The sequence below is a fragment of the Rhizomicrobium electricum genome (assembly GCF_011762045.1).
Taxonomy (GTDB): domain Bacteria; phylum Pseudomonadota; class Alphaproteobacteria; order Micropepsales; family Micropepsaceae; genus Rhizomicrobium; species Rhizomicrobium electricum.
The window spans coordinates 293,040-310,190 of the sequence record NZ_JAASQS010000001.1; the positions used below are offsets into that span (position 1 = coordinate 293,040).

Sequence of the window (17,151 nt, forward strand, 5' to 3'; positions counted from 1 at the left end):
TCGAGTTTTCCCTGCTTTGCATCGACGTCTGATGTTCTTCTCACTTCTAATCCCTCCCGTTTTCCTAAATCCGTGCGCACCTTGAATCAGGCGCGCGCCAACTCGACAGTTCCCCGCAGTCGCTGCCATCGGATGACACCGGTGGCAATCGTGGCGATATTGCGTCAGAACGTGTCGAAACGTCAATGACGTAGAAGCAACGATGGGGACAGGGGCTGATAGCGCAAACAAATAAGGCAACGATGCTTAATGTGCTTCAATCAGCAAAATTAGAAATAATATTGCAAATTATCCCGTAAAAAGGGTTCTTTCGCTTCATCACAATCGTCTGGTGCAACTGCGCTGCCACACTTATTTGGTCCGGTGTTGCCGGCCTGCAGCAGCGCACACAACCGATGTGGGATTACTCGCTCTTTGTGGACAGTGTCTTCAGCGTCGCGAACCGGTGGCGGACCTGTTCTTCGGCCTGCTTCAGCATCTCCTGGTAGCGCGCGTGATCGGCGTTGTCGGTGATCTTGAAGCGCGTTTCGCCCGCCATGAACTCGCCGAGCGGCAGTGTCGGTTCCTGGCAATCGAGCGCCAGCGGCGCCTGCCCTGCCGCCGCACGGCGCGGATCGTAGCGATAGAGCGGCCAATACCCCGCAGCGACGGCCGCCTTCTGACGCTCCAGCCCAGCGGTGAGATCGAAGCCGTGATGGATGCAATGCGCGTAAGCGATGACCAGCGATACGCCGTCATACGAGGCCGCTTCCGCCAGCGCGGTCACGACCTGGGTGTCCTTCGCTCCGACCGCAACCGTGGCGACATAGACGTCCTTGTACGACATCGCGATGGCGCCGAGATCCTTCTTGGCGCGCACCTTGCCGGTGGTGGCGAACTTGGCGGCCGCGCCCATCGGGGTCGACTTCGACTGCTGCCCGCCGGTGTTGGAATAGACCTCGGTATCGAGCACCAGGATGTTCACGTTGCGGCCCGACGCCAGAATGTGGTCGAGACCGCCGAAGCCGATGTCATAAGCCCAGCCGTCGCCGCCGATGATCCACACCACCTTCTCGACCAGATAATCGGCGAGATCGGTGAGGCGTTGCGCGTCGTTGCCGGTTTTGCCGGCGAGAATGGACTTCAGTTCGGCCACCTGGGCGCGCCGGTCGCGGATTTCCGCATCCGATTTGCCGCCATTGGCGGTCAGCGCCGCGACCAAGCCTTCGGGCAATTCGCCCGCCAGCTTCTGCACCAGGCTGGCCGCTTCCGCCGCATGGCGATCGACCGCGAGGCGCATGCCGAGACCGAATTCGGCATTATCTTCGAACAGCGAGTTCGACCATGCAGGTCCGCGGCCGTCGCGGCCAATCGTATACGGCGTCGTCGGCAGATTGCCGCCGTAGATCGAGGAGCAGCCGGTGGCGTTCGCCACCATCATGCGGTCGCCGAACAACTGCGTCAGGGTGCGGATGTAGGGTGTCTCGCCGCAACCGGTGCAGGCGCCGGAGAATTCGAACAGCGGCGTCATGAACTGGCTGGCGCGCAGGCTCATCTTGAGACCGGCCCGTTCGAGATCGGGCAGCTTGAGGAAGGCTTCGAAGGCCGTCTTCTCCGCCGCGATCACGTCCTCTTTCGGCGTCATTGCCAGCGAGCCTTCCTTCGGGCACGCGGCAATGCAAAGGCCGCAACCGGTGCAATCCTCGGGCGCCACTTGCAGCACATAGGCGCTGCCGGGCTTTGCTTCCTTGCCCTTGAACGGCAGGAATTTCAGCGTCGTGCCTTCAACCTCACCCATCGGCGCCGCCTTGGCGCGCAAGGCCGCATGCGGGCAGACCATGACGCAGCGATTGCACTGGGTGCACGGCGCGGTATTCCACACCGGAATCTCGTCGGCGATGTTGCGCTTCTCGTAGCGCGCGGTGCCGACCGGCCAGGTGCCGTCCGCCGGCAGCGCGCTCACCGGAATCGCATCGCCCTTGCCTGCCAGCATCGCAGCGGTGACCGACTTGACGAAGTCCGGCGCATCGGCCGGAACCACCGGCGGCAGTTCGGCGCCATCGATCATCGCCGGCACCGTCACCTCTTCGAGATGCGCCAGCGTCGCGTCAACGGCGGCGAAATTCTTCTCGACAATCGCCTGGCTCTTGCGGCCGTAAGTTTTTTGGATCGCCTTGCGGATGGCGGCGATGGCTTCGTCTTTCGGCAGCACATCGGCGAGCGCGAAGAAACAGGTCTGCATGATGGTGTTGATGCGACCCCGCAGCCCCGACTTGTGCGCCACCGCACCGGCATCGATCACGAACAGCTTGAGCTTCTTTTCGACGATGGCGCGCTGCACCGCCGCCGGCATCTTGCTCCACACTTCGGACGCCGGATACGGCGCATTGAGCAAGAGCGTGCCGCCGGGCGCGGCGTAGCGCAGAACGTCGTAGCGCTCGAGGAACACGAAATGGTGGCAGGCGACGAAATCGGCCTGATCGAGCAGGAACGCCGAACGGATCGGCTCCGGGCTGAAGCGCAGATGCGAAACCGTCACCGCGCCCGATTTCTTGGAGTCGTAGACGAAATAGCCCTGGGCATAGAGATCGGTATGCCCGGCGATGATCTTCACCGAGTTCTTGTTGGCGCCCACCGTGCCGTCGGCGCCGAGTCCGAAGAACACCGCGCGGCGTTCTTCCGGTTGCACGATCTGGAAGCCTTCATCGACGAACAGCGACAGTCCGCCGACATCGTCGGTGATGCCAACGGAAAACCGCCGCTTGGGCGCACCGAGCGCCAGTTCGTCGTACACCGCCTTGACCATCGCAGGCGTGAATTCCTTCGACGCAAGGCCATAGCGCCCGCCGATCACCGTGGGATCGAGCGTCGACAAACCCTGCGCGCGCGCTTCGGCCAGCGCCGCCACTACATCTTGGTAAAGCGGCTCGCCCACCGCACCCGGCTCGCGGCAACGATCGAGCACCGCGATCTTCTTGACGCTGGCAGGCAGCGCCTTGACGAAGGCGTCGACCGCGAAGGGACGGAACAGGCGCACTTTGACGACGCCGGTCTTGCGGCCCTTTTCGTTCAGCCATTCCGAGGTCATCGCCGCGGTTTCGCCGCCCGACGCCATCACCACGATCACGTCGGTGGCATTGGGATCGCCGACATATTCGTAGAGCCCGTATTGGCGGCCGGTGATCTTGGCGAAGCGGTCCATCGCGCCCTGCACGATGCCCGGCAACGCGTCGTAATAAGGATTGCGCGCCTCGACGCCCTGGAAATAGAGGTCGGGATTCTGCGCAGTGCCGCGCAGCACCGGATGATCGGGCGACAGCGCACGATGGCGCAGCGCCACGATTTCGCTCTCGTCGAGCATGCCGCGCAGATCGTCGTCCGACAGCGGCGTGATCTTGGCGACCTCATGCGAGGTGCGGAAGCCGTCGAAGAAGTGGACGAACGGCACGCGCGATTTCAAGCTGGCGCATTGCGCGATGGCCGCAAAATCCTGCGCCTCCTGCACCGAGGCCGACGCCAGCATGGCGAAGCCGGTCTGGCGCGTCGCCATCACGTCGGAATGATCGCCGAAGATCGAGAGGGCATGCGTCGCGATGGTGCGCGCCGTGACATGCATCACGAACGGCGAAAGTTCGCCCGCGATCTTGTACATATTGGGGATCATCAACAGCAGGCCTTGCGACGCCGTGAAGGTCGTCGCCAGCGCGCCCGCTTGCAGCGCCCCGTGCACCGCGCCCGCCGCGCCGCCTTCGGATTGCATCTCGATCACGTCGAGCACGCGGCCCCACAGATTGGTGCGGCCCTCGCTCATCCACTGATCGGCCAGCTCGCCCATGGTCGAAGACGGCGTGATGGGATAGATCGCCGCCAGTTCGTTCATCCGGTAGGCGACGGAAGCGCAGGCTTCGTTGCCGTCAACGGTGATCATCGGGGACTGGCTCATGGACGCTCCGGAAAACGGGAATTTGCTGGGCACGGTTTAGGCGCCGCACGCCGTCAGGACAAAGCGACATAGTGCGCGGCGGAGAATGGCGGAAAAGCGCGAAAAGCCATTTCGTTACAATGGGTTTAGAGAGGCACCTGTGCACCCGTTCACCTTCTGCGCATTCCGCCGCCCGTTTCTGCCCCACGCGAACGCGGCCCTTTTTCCGCTCGCGCGTCTGCCTTCCTTTTCTGCCCCACGCGGGCACAATAAACTCGACACGTGCACGCAGACCGCGGGGGGAGTGAGTAGCGCCAGCGTACGAACGCGCGCCAGCGCCGAACCGAAGGGGGCTCACCTATCGCTCGTCGCGCACCCGATCACATCGATCGCTAGGCGCCGGGCAGATACGTGTCCAACAGGAACACCACCACACCGGTGTAGAGACCGGAAGTCAGCATCAGCCAGAAGAAGTCACGACGTATTTCCGGTTCGCGCAAACGGCTCAACGGCCCCGTCGCCTGCTTCAGGAAAAAGCGCCCAATAATATAAATAACGGCCACTTGCATTGGCACCAGCAGCAACAATATCAGCGCAGCGACGAGCATCAGACGAGTTCCTGCTTCGCGGTCTTATTCGCCAACACCTTCAGATAGCCGGTAAAGAAGATGATCGGGGACATGATCATCTGCATAACAACAAATCCCCAGATCGCTTCGTCGCGAGACGCAACGTGAACATCCAGACCGCCGATCAGCATGCCGAGCAATATCGTAGAGAACAGCGCCTGCATGAGCCAAAACCAGCACCAGCCCAACAGCCGAGGCGATGCTCCGCGGGCATCCAGCAGCCACAAGCCATAGACCGGCACTTGAAACAGCGCAGGCGCACCGAAGACGACATAGGGAAACACCAGCACCGCCACCGGCTTGTGATAGACGAGATGGATAGCAATGAACGGCAGCAATTCGATCGCGAGGTACCAGCAGACGAACCGGACCGTTTTCGCCCCAGTCCCCGGCAGCAGTTTTTCACTCGCTATATTTCGTCGATCTGAACCGCGCACAACCGCCCCCCTTCGTCCGTCTTCGCTAAGCTACGCCGGACACTTCCCCCCGCAACTGCGGGGGGCAGAAAAGATAGGGCAACAACGAGCGCCAAGAAAGCACGCCTTCTGCGCCTCCGCCCTTTTCTGCCCCGCGCGGGCGCGATGCTCTTGATGCTCGACACTCAGACCGCGGGGTAAGTGGTTCGACGCGTCAGCGCCGAACCGAAGGGTGCTCGCGACAGCGCGTCAAGGCAAACGCAGGCAACTCATGGCGCCAATTCTCCGCGCACGTCCTGCGGCTGAGATTGCCTTTTCTCACTGTCAGACCACTGCCTGATATAGGACTGCAAAGTCTGACTGGCGCCTAATATCTTTGTGTGGACGAGAATGAACTTTTCAACTGCTGCGAAGAATTCGGCGGCAAGCTCCCAGACCTCCCATTCTTTTAGGTCACGAATTGCGCGATATTGAAGGAGCGCGTCGGCATCCCGATGAGCGATTGCTGTGTTGCGAATGTGTGTAAATTGGCTATTAGCCTTCCGCTGAATCTGCCGCAGCTCACGGAGTACATCCACAGCTTCAAGCCTCAGATAGGCAGGTATTGCCATTAAATCGAGTGCTTCTTTGAACTTCTTCCCGGACACCTTATCCGCATCCCATTCAAGAATTGTGAGCAGAATTATTCGGGCATGGAGCTTGCGTGTCCACACGTCTGGATGGGTTAACGCATCGAGCTTCAGCGCCTGGATGTCTTTATTCGCGATCAGCAAATAGAGCCCAATATTGAAGAGTGTTGAAAGCCCGCGATAGCGACCGTTTTCATGCCTGATCGACCACTTCTTGAATTCCTCGAAAGTCGCATCGAGAACCTCTCGATATTTGCGCTCCTTCCGCGAGATGCGCCGTCGTGCAATTGCGCGACCGAGTTGTCGCGCATATCTCGCGACGCGCATACCCCACCAGCGTTGCGCAACTGGCTTGGGTACGTCAGTTAGGGCGCACCGTTTCGTTTGCTCATGCATGGCTACAAACACTAGTGCGGTTTCACCAAAGTCGTGAACGTTGCATATGGCAGCGGAAGCTAGTGTAGTTTCTAGCTGAAGCGTGCGCGTTAGATATTGTAAGCAAGAAGGTCCGAAAGAAGCTTGGTAGACTTGAAAACTGCGCACTCCAGTCAGGCAAGGCGGATTTTCTGCCCATTCTATTTCGCGCCTCCACGTCTCCACGCGAACCACTTACCAGTTGTCGTAGCTCAACCGAGGCGTCCTACCGCAGAAAACTTTAATAGCGCGGCCCCCTTATTAAAGGAAAAGCCGTTTTTCTTTGAATAAGACCACGATTTCCTAGATTTCGTTGCAACCGCCTCTCGCTCCGAACAGCGCATCACTTGTCGCAGCCTCTTGAAAGTTCCCGTTTCGTTCTTATCTTCAAGCCGAACAATCACTTGGAGGCAGGCTGGCAAAATGCAGCGGCGATGGACTTCGCGAAGCTCCGGATCCGCGTCACACCGGAAATAGCTGAACCGAGGCGCGATATGCGCTGGACGGACGGGAACGGCAAAGACCTGCGTAAGCCCGAGTAAGCCCGTGACGAGCGGCATCGGCGGCGGCGGCCGAAAGCGCCCTCTTTTAGAGAGGCGCATCATCGGCAATGCGGCGTGTCCCGCTTCGTACGTTTCAGACGTGGCAGCCTGTGCCCGGTCATTCGCCTGCTTGAGTGGGGCGTTCGCCGGCGCCCTCGCCACCGGGGCGACCCAGCGAAGCGGACATGCGTGAGCATCTCCGCTTTTGCCGCATTTAAAGGGTCCCGCTCAGCGCACCGGCGCCTTCAAACGCAAATCCTGCGACGACGGCCCGACCGAAACGATGCGCGTCGGTCCGGCATCGTTCCAGCGGCCCGCCGACCAATACTGCAGCCGCCGCCGGTCGACCTTGACCGTGATCGTGCGGGTCTCTCCGGCCTTGATCGCGATGCGGTCGAACCCGGCCAGCGCCTTGAGCGCGAACTGCACGCCGGGCGGCGGCTTCAGCGGCGGCGACAGATACACCTGCGGCACCTCCTCGCCGTCGGCCGATCCCGCGTTCTTGATCGCGAAGGTGACCGCGAGCCCGCCGTCGGCCCGGCGCATCACCCGCAAGCCGGAATAGGTAAACCGCGTGTAGCTGAGCCCGTAGCCGAACGGAAAAAGCGGCGCCACGCCTTTCTTCTCGAACCAGCGATAGCCGACATCGAGACCTTCAGTGAAGCGCGTCTTGCCGTCCGGGTTGGCGCCGCTGCGCTCGGGAAATTTGGGATCGGCGGCGGGATAATCGGCGAGCTGCTTGCCCCAGGTGAACGGCAGCCGCCCCGCCGGGTTCTTCCGTCCACTGAGAATATTCGCCGTCGCCCAGCCGCCCTCGTCGCCCGGCCACCACATCTGCACCACGGCCTTGACTTTGGCGAGCCACGGCAACGCCACCGGCTGGCTGACGTTCGTCACCACGATCGTGTTCGGATTGACCGCCGCGACCGCCTCCACCAGTTTGTCCTGATCGCCCGGCAGCGCGAACAGAGGAATATCGCGGCTCCAGACGAACACCACTGCCGTCTTGGCCGCCGCCGCCGCATCGATCGCCGCCTTGAAGCTTTCGGCCTGCATCTGCGGCGTGACCCAGGCAAAACGGATGCGCTCGGGATCGCCCGAGCCGTCGGGCTTCACCTCGATGGCAAGCGCATGCGGTCCGGGCGTGAGATCGACAACGCCGCGCGCATTGTTGAGGCCATCGCGGGTCGGCATCACATCGTCCTGCCCGGCGATCAGCGTGTCGCCGTGGCCGCCGCCCATCGAGCCCGAACTCATGGCGATGGTCTTGCCGTCGATGGTGAGAATGGCGCGGGCGCCGAGCGTCTGCACCGCGAGGATGTAGCGTCCCGCTGACGGCACCACCAGCGTGCCGGTCCAGGAATGGCGGCCGCCCGGTGGCAGCGCCTTGATGCCGGTGAAGTCGACCTGGGCGTCGACGCCATCGATCTCGTCGTTGACGACGTGCGAGAGACCGATGCCGCCCTCGCCGCGCGCCAGCCGGTCGGCCGGAACCGCGACGCCGGTCATGTCATTGGCCACCGCCAGACGGATATCGGCCTCGGGCATCGCCTTTTTCAGCGCCGCATACGGCCCGACCTGCCGCTCCACCAGCCCCACCGACCGTTCGCCCGATTTGCCGATGGCGACAACCTGCGCCGCGCCGGGGCCGATCAATGCGATGGTGCCGGACTTCTCCGACAGCGGCAGCGCGCCACCCTCATTCTTCAGAAGCACCGCCGCGTCTTCCGCGGTACGCAGGATCACGTCCGCCGGATTAAGGCCGGAGGGCGTCTTGATGCGTTCGGCGCGCGAGCCGTCGAGATAGCCGAAGCGATCCATCTGTCCGAGAACGCGCGCCGCGGCGCGATCGATCATCGCCGTCGTCACCACGCCTTCGCTGAGTGCATTCGACAGGTTCTTGTAGTCGCCGGTCGGCGGCGTCAGCGCGAACATCGGCGCTGACGGCTCCTCCGGCACGCGGCCGGTGAAGAGATTGACCGGCGGCAGCTTTTCCAGATCGTCGGCAGTCGGAACGCGCGGCGGATCGGTATCGAAGAACGAGCGGCCGTAGAACGCGCCGGGATCGCCCTTCAGCGGCCGGCCGGGCATCTCCATGTCGAGGCCTTTGGCGAGATAGTCGTAATCGTGCACCGCGCCCCAGTCGGAGGTGACGAAGCCCTCGAACTTCATCTCGCCGCGCAAGATGTCGGTCAGCGTCTCGGAATTGCCGCAGGCATAGGGACCGTTGATGCGATTGTACGAGCACATGATCGACGCCACGCCCGCCTTCACCGCATCCTGGAAGGGCGCCAGATAGACCTCATGCAGCACCTGCGGTGCGATCGTGACATCGACACCGCCGGTATCGTAGCCGACGTAGTGCTTGGCCTGGGCCATCACGCCCCGGTCCTGAATGCCCATGATGAGATCGGCGGCGATCGCGCCCGTGAGCATAGGATCTTCGCCGTAGGTGTTGTAGCCGCGCTCGAACGCCAGATCGCGATCGATGTTGATAAAGGGCTCGAGGACGATGTCGATGCCGAGGCGGTTCGCCTCATCGCCGATGATGATCCCGTTGTCGCGCGCATCCGTCCGGCTGAACGTCGCCGCCAGTCCCATCGTGGCCGTCAGCGCCGGCGACGGTTGGCGAGTCAAGACGCCCGGAGGCCCGTCCGCCAGCCGCAGGCCGGGAATGTTGAGTCGCTTGACGCCCGATAGCCATCCCGCTTGGCCCTGGTTGGTGTCGGCCGGCTCAACCTCGCCGCGGATCAACGCCATCTTCTCTTCCAACGTCATTTGGGAGAGTAGATTCGCCGTCCGGTCCGCCCCATATCCGGATTGCCAGGAAGCGGAAAAAACCAGCATTCCCAAAGCAGCGAAAGTCATCGAACGGCGGCGGCGTGCTCTCATGGCCCCCTCACTGAGGACGAATAACGGTAGCGCTCACATAAAACGGCAGCGTACAAAACCCTTGCGGCACAAGCAGAAGTCGCATCGCGCGCGACCTCATCTTAGGAGACCTAGTGACGGCCCTGCATCACTATAGCAGTTTTCCAGTACCGCGATTGACAGCCTTTCTCGACCCTGGAATACTTACAACTGGAAACGTTTCCAGAAAACATCCTATCCAGGGGGCATTATGAATCGCAAGAGACTTCATGCTTCGGTATCGCTGTTGGCGCTCGCCACGGCATTCGCGGCACCAGCCTTTGCGCAAGAGGTTGAAACCGTAACCGTGTCCGGCTTCCGGCACAGCCTTGAAACTACCGAGGGCATCAAGCGCAGCTCAGTCGGTCTGGTTGAAGCTGTTTCGTCCGTTGATATCGGCAAGCTGCCGGACGTGTCGATCGCCGAATCGCTGTCCCGCCTTCCCGGTCTTGCGGGCCAACGTGTTGATGGGCGTTCACAAGTGATCGCGATCCGCGGTCTGTCGCCGGACTTCGCCGGAACAACCCTGAACGGCCGTGAGCAGGTTTCGACGGGCGACAATCGTGGCGTCGAATTCGACCAGTATCCGTCCGAAATTCTGAGCGGTGTCGTCGTTTACAAGACTCCCGACGCCAAGCTCCTGGGGCAAGGCCTCTCCGGTACGGTCGACCTAAAAACCATCCGCCCGCTTGATTACGATGAAATGCGCTTCGCCGTCGGTATCCGCGGCGAAGTCAACAGCATGGGCAAGGTGTATCGCGTTTCGCCTTACGGCTCGCGTTTCAACATTTCCTATATCGACCAATTCCTGAACGGAAAACTTGGCGTGGCCGTCGGCTATGCCCACCTCGACTCGCCGTTCCAGCAAAAGCACTACACTGCATGGTGGTGGGGCAATCCCGACTCCTGGGGCGCCCATCAGCCGGGCAAGGACGCCGATGCCGTCATGCTGCAAGGTGCTGAGGCTCGTGTCAGTTCCCAGACGCAAGTTCGCGATGGATTGGCGGCCACACTGGAGTTTAAGCCGAACGAGCACTTCCACAGCGTGTTGGACATGTATTATTCCAATTTCAATCAGCGGGAATATATGAACGGCGCGCAGTGGTCGTCATATCCGGACTGCGTCAAGGTCAACCCCACCCTCCCCGATAACGACGTCGATAAAACAAAGACCTGCAACGCCGACCCCAACAAAGTCGTCGAGAGCCTGAACAATCCCACCTATGTCACTTCCGGCGGCGTAAAGCTGGTGCAGGCCGGAGCGTGGTCCAACCTTCGCCTGCTGGGACGCAATGACTACAACACACGCGTTGACGTGCTTTCGGCGGTTGGCTGGCGCAACGAATACACCAACGGAAATTTCTCGTTGGCGCTAGACCTCAGCTATTCCGGTGCCAAACGCAATTCGGCGCAACTCGAATCCTATGTCGGCACGCATAGCCTCGAAAGCAACCTGAAATTCACCGTTCCGCTGACGAATCACGGCTTCCCGACCTTCACGCCAGGCATCAACTATGCCGATCCCAAGGTCATCGGAATTTTCGATGCTCTCAATTACGGTCACGACGCCCGCCTCGAAACGCCGACCCAGAAGGACACCATTCAGGCTGTCCGACTGGAAAGCAAATACCACGTCGGCTACATCGTGAGCGATATTGAAGCCGGTATCGGCTTTCAGAGCCGCTACAAGAAAAAGAGCTCATCGGTCTACTTCTTGGATCTCGCCGACAAGACCAACGTCCAGCCGATCACATCCGACCTGCTCTATCAGGCTCCATCTCTCGCCTTCGCCGGTTTCACGAACGGCGTTCTGGCATACAACGTCAAAGCAGTGACGGATAAATACCTCAACAAAACCCTTAATATGAGCGGCGACGATTACAAAAAAGACTTCTCCGTCAAAGAAAACGTCGTTACGGCCTATGTGATGGCCAACTTGGATTCAAATGTTGGTTTCGCCACGTTGAGAGGCAACGTCGGCGCCCAGCTGGTTCACACCGATCAGATTTCCAGAGCCTTCAATATCGACAACGCGCCTGGAAAGCCGAACGTGCCGCTTGGCGATATGTCCGGTAACAAGAGCTATTATGACTTCCTGCCCAGCATCAACTTGTCGCTAGATTTCGACAACGGCAATATCGTTCGCCTCGGCATTGCGAAGACAATGGCCAGGCCGCGCGTCGATGACATGCGCGCAGCTGCTTCGGCAGGTGTTTCCGATACGTCGCCGTACTTGTGGAGCGGTTCAGGCGGCAATCCGAAGCTGAAGCCCTGGCGGGCGGACTCGATTGACATCGCCTACGAACACTATTTCGGCAAGGCGAGCTATGTTTCGGTGGCAGGTTTCTACAAAAACCTCAAAACCTACATCTACAATCAGAACATCCTCGACTACGACTTCAGAAACTTCACCAACACAACCAAGCACACGCCGGACACGAGCCTCGGCCAATTCAGCACACCAGCCAACGGCAAGGGCGGCTATATGCGCGGGGCGGAAATCAGCGCCCAATTGGACGGAACGCTGCTCACCGACTATCTCGACGGCTTCGGATCGGTGCTGAGCTTCTCGTGGACCGACAGCTCCGTCAAACCGGATGGGCCCGGTACCTCTACGATCGCAACCTTGCCCGGTTTATCGAAGGCGGTGGCGAGCGGTACGCTCTACTATGAAAAGAACGGCTTCTCCGTTCGCATCAGCGAGCGCTATCGTTCCGACTTCCGTGGCGAAATCACGAGCAACTTTGCTCAACGGTCCTATACCCGTATCCTGGCAGAAGCGATCACGGACTTCCAGGTCGGCTACGACTTCGAGGACGGTAAGCTGAATGGGCTGTCGCTTGTTGCGCAGATCGAAAACCTGTTCAACACACCATACCGGACCTACCAGGACGACCGTCTCAGCAACGGAACGAACGAACCTAGAGAGTATAATCTCTACGGCCGCACGATCCTCCTAGGCCTGAATTACAAGCTCTAGGACCCTTGGCCGCGCCTCCATTCCGTCCCCGGAGGCGCGGCCATATTCTCCCACCGTGGTCTAGAGATTCGATGCCAATGCTTCGTCGGCTCCTCCTTGCGACGGTATTGACCGGTGCGTTTACCGTAACGTCATGTGCTGCGGGTGACGTCCAAGTGTGGCTCACCACCGCCGACGGCAGCAAAGCGCTTTCGCGCCAGACCGACATCACCTTCTCCCAGGCTCGTAGCAAGAAGCGCACGCCCGCGGCGGTGGTCATCGATCCCGGCAAACACTACCAAGAAATCGTCGGCTTTGGCGCCGCCCTGACGGACGCCTCGGCGATCCTAATCCACAACCTGCCAGCCTCCCAACGTGACGCGCTCCTCAAAGAGCTGTTCGGACGAGAGAATGGCGGCCTCGGCTTCAGTTTCACACGCCTCACAATCGGCGCATCCGACTTTTCGACCCGACATTACAGTTTCGACGATCAGCCCAAGGGCGCCAAGGATCCCACGCTGAAAGATTTCTCGATCGAGCCCAACCGCGCCGAGGTGCTGCCGGTGCTAAAACAGGCTCTCGCAATCAATCCCGATCTGAAGGTGATGGCCTCGCCGTGGAGCGCGCCGGGCTGGATGAAATCCAGTGATAGCTTGATCCAGGGCTCACTTCTTTCCGAAGCCTACCCCGCCTTTGCCGACTATTTCCGGCGCTATATCGACGCTTATTCTGCCGAAGGTGTGGCGATCTATGCGCTGACCATCCAGAACGAGCCGCATTTCGAGCCGACCGACTATCCCGGCATGCGAGTCAATCCGCAAAGCCGCGCGACGTTCATCGGCGCACATCTTGGCCCCCTCCTTGCGCGGACCCATCCCGACGTGCGCATCCTCGACTGGGATCATAACTGGGACGAGCCGCAATCGCCGCTGACGGTCCTCGCCGATCCCACCGCCGCGCGTTTCGTCGCCGGCGTCGCTTGGCACTGCTACAACGGCAACACCCCGGCTCAAGGCGTGGTCCACGACGCTCATCCCGATAAAGAAACCTGGTTTACCGAATGCTCGGGGGGCGATTGGGTCGACGCCAAGGACGCGTTGGTGACGAGCGCCGGAACGCTGGTGGAAACTATGCGCTACTGGTCCAAGGGCGCGTTATTGTGGAACCTCGCACTCGACGAGAAGCATGGGCCACATCTCGGCGGCTGCGACAATTGCCGCGGCGTTGTCACAATCGATTCCGCGACAGGTGCAGTAACCCGCACCGTCGATTATTATGCGCTCGGCCATTTGAGCCGCTTCGTCCCTCCGGGAGCTGTCCGTATTGAGGCGGGACCGGGGCCCAAAGACACCAATACCGTCGCCTTCCGCAACAAAGACGGTTCGATTGTGGTTCTCGCCGTCAATCGCGGCAAGGGCGCTCGCACCGTATCCATCCGCGAAGGACGACGCGGTTTCAGCTACGACCTACCACCGGGCGGCGTCGCAACCTTCGTCTGGCACTGAGTTTGAACAGAACTGGAAAAAGCCATGTCGCTTAGAACACCTGCCGTTTTCGTTTCCTGCGCCCTCCTCCTGGCGGCGCCCGCTGCGGCCCGTCACGCCTGGGATGACACCTCGCTCAGCGCCGATGCGCGCGCCAACCTCGTTCTCAAGGCAATGAAGCAGGACGAGAAGCTTTCGCTGGTGTTCGGTTACTTCGGGTCGCCGAAGCCCGACAAGAACTTCGTGCCGCCGGCAGAGTCGCGCATGGGCTCGGCCGGATACGTTCCGGGCATTCCGCGCCTCGGCATTCCGCCGCAGTGGATCACCGATGCCGGCATGGGCGTCGCTACCCAGCGCGACTCTGCTGATAGTTTTCGCGAGCGTACTGCGCTGCCTGCCGGTATCGCCGTAGCCGCCACGTTCAATCCCGACATTGCGCGCGCAGGCGGCGCCATGATCGGCAGTGAATCCCGCGCCTCCGGTTTCAACGTTCTTCTCGGCGGCGGCGTCGACCTTCTGCGCGAGCCGCGCAGCGGGCGTAATTTCGAATACGCCGGCGAAGATCCACTCCTGGCGGGAACCATTGTCGGGGCGAGCGTACAGGGCATCCAGAGCCAAGGCGTGATCTCTACCGTCAAGCATTGGGCGCTGAACGACCAGGAAACCGGCCGGCATATCTATTCGACCGATATGGACGATGCTGCGGCGCATATGTCCGACTTCCTGGCCTTCGAACTTGCTCTCGAAAAAGGCCAGCCCGGCTCCGTGATGTGCTCCTATAACAAGGTCCGCAGCCTTTATGCCTGCGAGAGCGATTACCTGCTCAATCAGGTATTGAAGAGCCGCTTCAAATACCCCGGTTATGTGATGAGCGACTGGGGAGCAGTCTATTCGACCGAGCGTGCCGCTCTGGCCGGGCTCGATCAGCAGTCGGCCGGCATCTTCGACGACCAGCCCTGGTTCGGCAAACCGCTGAAGCAGGCGATCCAGAACCATAAGGTCCCGCAGAGCCGGCTCGACGACATGGCACGTCGCATCCTGCGCTCGATTTTCACGGTCGGCCTCTATGACCGGCCGATCACCGACGCCAAGATCGATTTCGAGGCGAACAAGAAAGTCGCCCAGGCGGCCGCTGAAGAATCCATCGTCCTGCTCAAGAACAAGAACAACGTGCTGCCGATCGCACGCACGGCCAAGCGCATTCTCATCATCGGCGGCCATGCGGACCGCGGCATCATTTCGGGCGGCGGATCGTCCACCGTATTCCCCGCGGGGGGCATCGCGGTACCCGGTCTCGATGTGAAGGGTTGGTATGGCCCAATCGTCTATATCCCTTCTTCCCCAATGGCCGCGCTGATGGGCCATCTGCCGCAAACGCCGTTCAAGTATCTCGACGGCAGCGACGCCGCCGCTGCGGCGAAGGAAGCGGCCAAGTCCGACGTCGTGCTAGTGTTTGCCACCCAATGGTCGACCGAAGACGTCGATCATCCGATGAACCTGGATGGCAATCAGGACGAGCTGATCCGCACCGTCGCCGCCGCCAATCCCAACACCGTCGTCGTGGTGGAAAGTGGCAACCCGATATTCATGCCCTGGGCGGACCAAGTCGCGGGTATTGTCGAAGCATGGTTCCCCGGCTCGGGCGGCGGCGAAGCCATCGCACGGGTACTGCTCGGCGAAGTGGATGCATCGGGACGGCTGCCCGCGACGTTCCCGGCGAGCCTCGATCAGTTCCCGCAGCCGACGTTGCCCGGTGCGGGCCTCAAAGACCCATTTGTGATCAATTATCCCGAAGGCGCTGCGGTCGGCTACAAGTGGTTCGACAAGAAAAACCTGAAGCCGCTGTTCCCGTTCGGCTACGGCCTCTCCTACACTCAGTTTGCCTATAGCGACCTCGGCGCCGCCGTGGTCGACGGCAAGCTGACGGTGCACTTTACGGTGAAGAATGTCGGAAGCCGCGCCGGTAAGGACGCGCCGCAGATCTATGTCTCACCCAAAAACGGCGGCTGGGAAGCGCCCAAGCGTCTCGCCGGCTGGTCGAAGGTGAGCCTAGCACCGGGGGCCTCTATCGCCGTTACGCTGACGGTCGATCCGCGGCTGCTGTCGGTCCACGACGGGAAAGGCTGGAAGCTGTCGGAAGGACCGTTTGTGGTGTCGCTCGGCGCCTCTTCGGCGGACATCAAAGAGAGCGTCGAGGCGAGCGGGGCGCTTTCGCGCTGATACGCGCCACCGAACCACGCCAAACCACTTCGGCGGGCAGATCGCGAACAACGGTCTGCCCGTCGTCGTAACAGAGATTGAGCAGGTGATTGAGCGCATTGCGCACGATGTCCTGCCACGGAACCTTGACGGTGGTCAGCGGCGGCACGGAGAAGCCGGCGAGATCGATACCGTCATAGCCCATCACCGAGAGATCTTGCGGTACCGACACGCCCATCTGCTGGAGCGCGGCGAGCGCACCCATTGCGGACTCGTCGTTGGCGCAGAACAAAGCGGTGAAATTCATCCCGCCTTCGAGGAGCGTACGTACGCCAGCGGCACCGGCGGCGGGCGAAAAGTCACCGTTGACGCGCGGAATGGCCGCCACATCGATGCCATGCGCGGCGAGCGCATCGTAGAACCCCTTCATGCGGGCGACATTGTCGGGCGAGGTTTCCGGGCCTTCGATCACCGCCATGCCGCGATGACCGGCTTCGTAGAGTGTCTCCGCCGCCAGCGCACCGGCGGTGCGGTGATCGGGATTGAAGCAGTGGTCGAGGAACCCCGGAAGCGAGCGGTTCAGCACCACCGTCTTGGGCTGCAGCGCCATCAGCTTCTCGCCGTCCTTGGGCTTGAGGCGCGTGCCCATCACGATCAGCCCGTCGCAGCCGCGGTCGGTGAGAAATTCGGCTCCGCTCAGGGCATCCTGGCGCTCCGTCTCCAAGGTCTGGCCGAAATCCACCACCATGTGACGGCCGGTGGCGCGCAAGGCGGTGTAGATGCTGTGCAGGATCGGCGTATAGAACGAGCCTTGGATCAGCGGCACGAACACGCCGACGGTCTGCGACTGGCCCTTCTGCAACACGCGGGCGGCGTGGCTGGGGCGGAAGTTGAGTTCTTCCACCGCCTTCTGAACGCGCGCGGCCGCTTTGGCCGATATCGGTCCGTTGCCGGCGATCGCCCGCGAAGCGGTCCCGACACCGACCCCCGCCCGTCGCGCTACGTCTTTGATGGTCGCCATTCCGGCCCGCCTTTCCGGACGCGATTATGCAATGGAATCCGGCCGCA

At 61.3% G+C, this 17,151-nt stretch carries 9 protein-coding genes; 3 read left to right on the forward strand and 6 right to left on the reverse strand.

Translation table 11 applies throughout. The features are described from left to right. Positions 1-403: 403 nt before the first annotated feature. The 5 genes from nifJ to FHS84_RS01385 form a co-directional block, all read right to left on the reverse strand. Positions 404-3,922, reverse strand: coding sequence for a pyruvate:ferredoxin (flavodoxin) oxidoreductase (nifJ, locus tag FHS84_RS01365; protein WP_208393622.1), 3,519 nt, complete (start codon positions 3,920-3,922; stop codon positions 404-406). Positions 3,923-4,293: 371 nt separating this feature from the next. Continuing rightward, positions 4,294-4,509: a hypothetical protein gene (locus FHS84_RS01370; RefSeq protein WP_166929497.1), complete on the reverse strand. Its 216-nt coding sequence runs from the start codon at positions 4,507-4,509 to the stop codon at positions 4,294-4,296. Further along, positions 4,509-4,967, reverse strand: coding sequence for a hypothetical protein (locus FHS84_RS01375; RefSeq protein ID WP_166929498.1), 459 nt, complete (start codon positions 4,965-4,967; stop codon positions 4,509-4,511). Before FHS84_RS01375 ends, FHS84_RS01370 begins: the two co-directional genes overlap by 1 nt. A 248-nt stretch (positions 4,968-5,215) precedes the next feature. Beyond that, complete coding sequence (locus FHS84_RS01380; RefSeq protein WP_166929501.1) at positions 5,216-5,902, reverse strand: hypothetical protein; 687 nt, start codon at positions 5,900-5,902, stop codon at positions 5,216-5,218. Positions 5,903-6,759: 857 nt separating this feature from the next. Further along, the gene (locus tag FHS84_RS01385) at positions 6,760-9,291 is read right to left on the reverse strand and encodes a beta-glucosidase (RefSeq protein ID WP_208393624.1); all 2,532 of its coding nucleotides are present in this window, start codon (positions 9,289-9,291) and stop codon (positions 6,760-6,762) included. A gap of 361 nt (positions 9,292-9,652) precedes the next feature. On the opposite strand from FHS84_RS01385, the gene FHS84_RS01390 reads away from it, so the two are divergent. The 3 genes from FHS84_RS01390 to FHS84_RS01400 all read left to right on the forward strand — a co-directional run bounded on the left by FHS84_RS01390 (position 9,653) and on the right by FHS84_RS01400 (position 16,104). After that, complete coding sequence (locus tag FHS84_RS01390; protein WP_166929506.1) at positions 9,653-12,421, forward strand: TonB-dependent receptor; 2,769 nt, start codon at positions 9,653-9,655, stop codon at positions 12,419-12,421. Between the two features lie 77 nt (positions 12,422-12,498). Next, on the forward strand, positions 12,499-13,905 hold the full coding sequence (locus FHS84_RS01395) for a glycoside hydrolase family 30 protein (RefSeq protein ID WP_166929509.1): 1,407 nt from the start codon (positions 12,499-12,501) through the stop codon (positions 13,903-13,905). A 24-nt stretch (positions 13,906-13,929) separates the two neighbouring features. Next, entirely contained in the window at positions 13,930-16,104 is a 2,175-nt protein-coding gene (locus FHS84_RS01400) for a beta-glucosidase family protein (protein WP_166929511.1), read from the forward strand. On the opposite strand, the gene FHS84_RS01405 is transcribed toward FHS84_RS01400, so the two are convergent. Then, a complete protein-coding gene (locus FHS84_RS01405) occupies positions 16,064-17,104 on the reverse strand; it encodes a LacI family DNA-binding transcriptional regulator (protein ID WP_166929515.1) in 1,041 nt (346 codons plus the stop codon). The two genes, FHS84_RS01400 and FHS84_RS01405, sit on opposite strands and share 41 nt — an antisense overlap. Positions 17,105-17,151 lie beyond the last annotated feature (47 nt).

Excerpts from the sequence above, each read along its gene's own strand:
- nifJ (WP_208393622.1), bottom strand. The coding sequence starts at position 3,922 with ATGAGCCAGTCCCCGATGATCACCGTTGACGGCAACGAAGCCTGCGCT.
- FHS84_RS01370 (WP_166929497.1), bottom strand. The coding sequence starts at position 4,509 with ATGCTCGTCGCTGCGCTGATATTGTTGCTGCTGGTGCCAATGCAAGTG.
- FHS84_RS01380 (WP_166929501.1), bottom strand. The coding sequence starts at position 5,902 with ATGCGCGTCGCGAGATATGCGCGACAACTCGGTCGCGCAATTGCACGA.
- FHS84_RS01385 (WP_208393624.1), bottom strand. The coding sequence starts at position 9,291 with ATGGCGTTGATCCGCGGCGAGGTTGAGCCGGCCGACACCAACCAGGGC.
- FHS84_RS01390 (WP_166929506.1), top strand. The coding sequence starts at position 9,653 with ATGAATCGCAAGAGACTTCATGCTTCGGTATCGCTGTTGGCGCTCGCC.
- FHS84_RS01395 (WP_166929509.1), top strand. The coding sequence starts at position 12,499 with ATGCTTCGTCGGCTCCTCCTTGCGACGGTATTGACCGGTGCGTTTACC.
- FHS84_RS01400 (WP_166929511.1), top strand. The coding sequence starts at position 13,930 with ATGTCGCTTAGAACACCTGCCGTTTTCGTTTCCTGCGCCCTCCTCCTG.
- FHS84_RS01405 (WP_166929515.1), bottom strand. The coding sequence starts at position 17,104 with ATGGCGACCATCAAAGACGTAGCGCGACGGGCGGGGGTCGGTGTCGGG.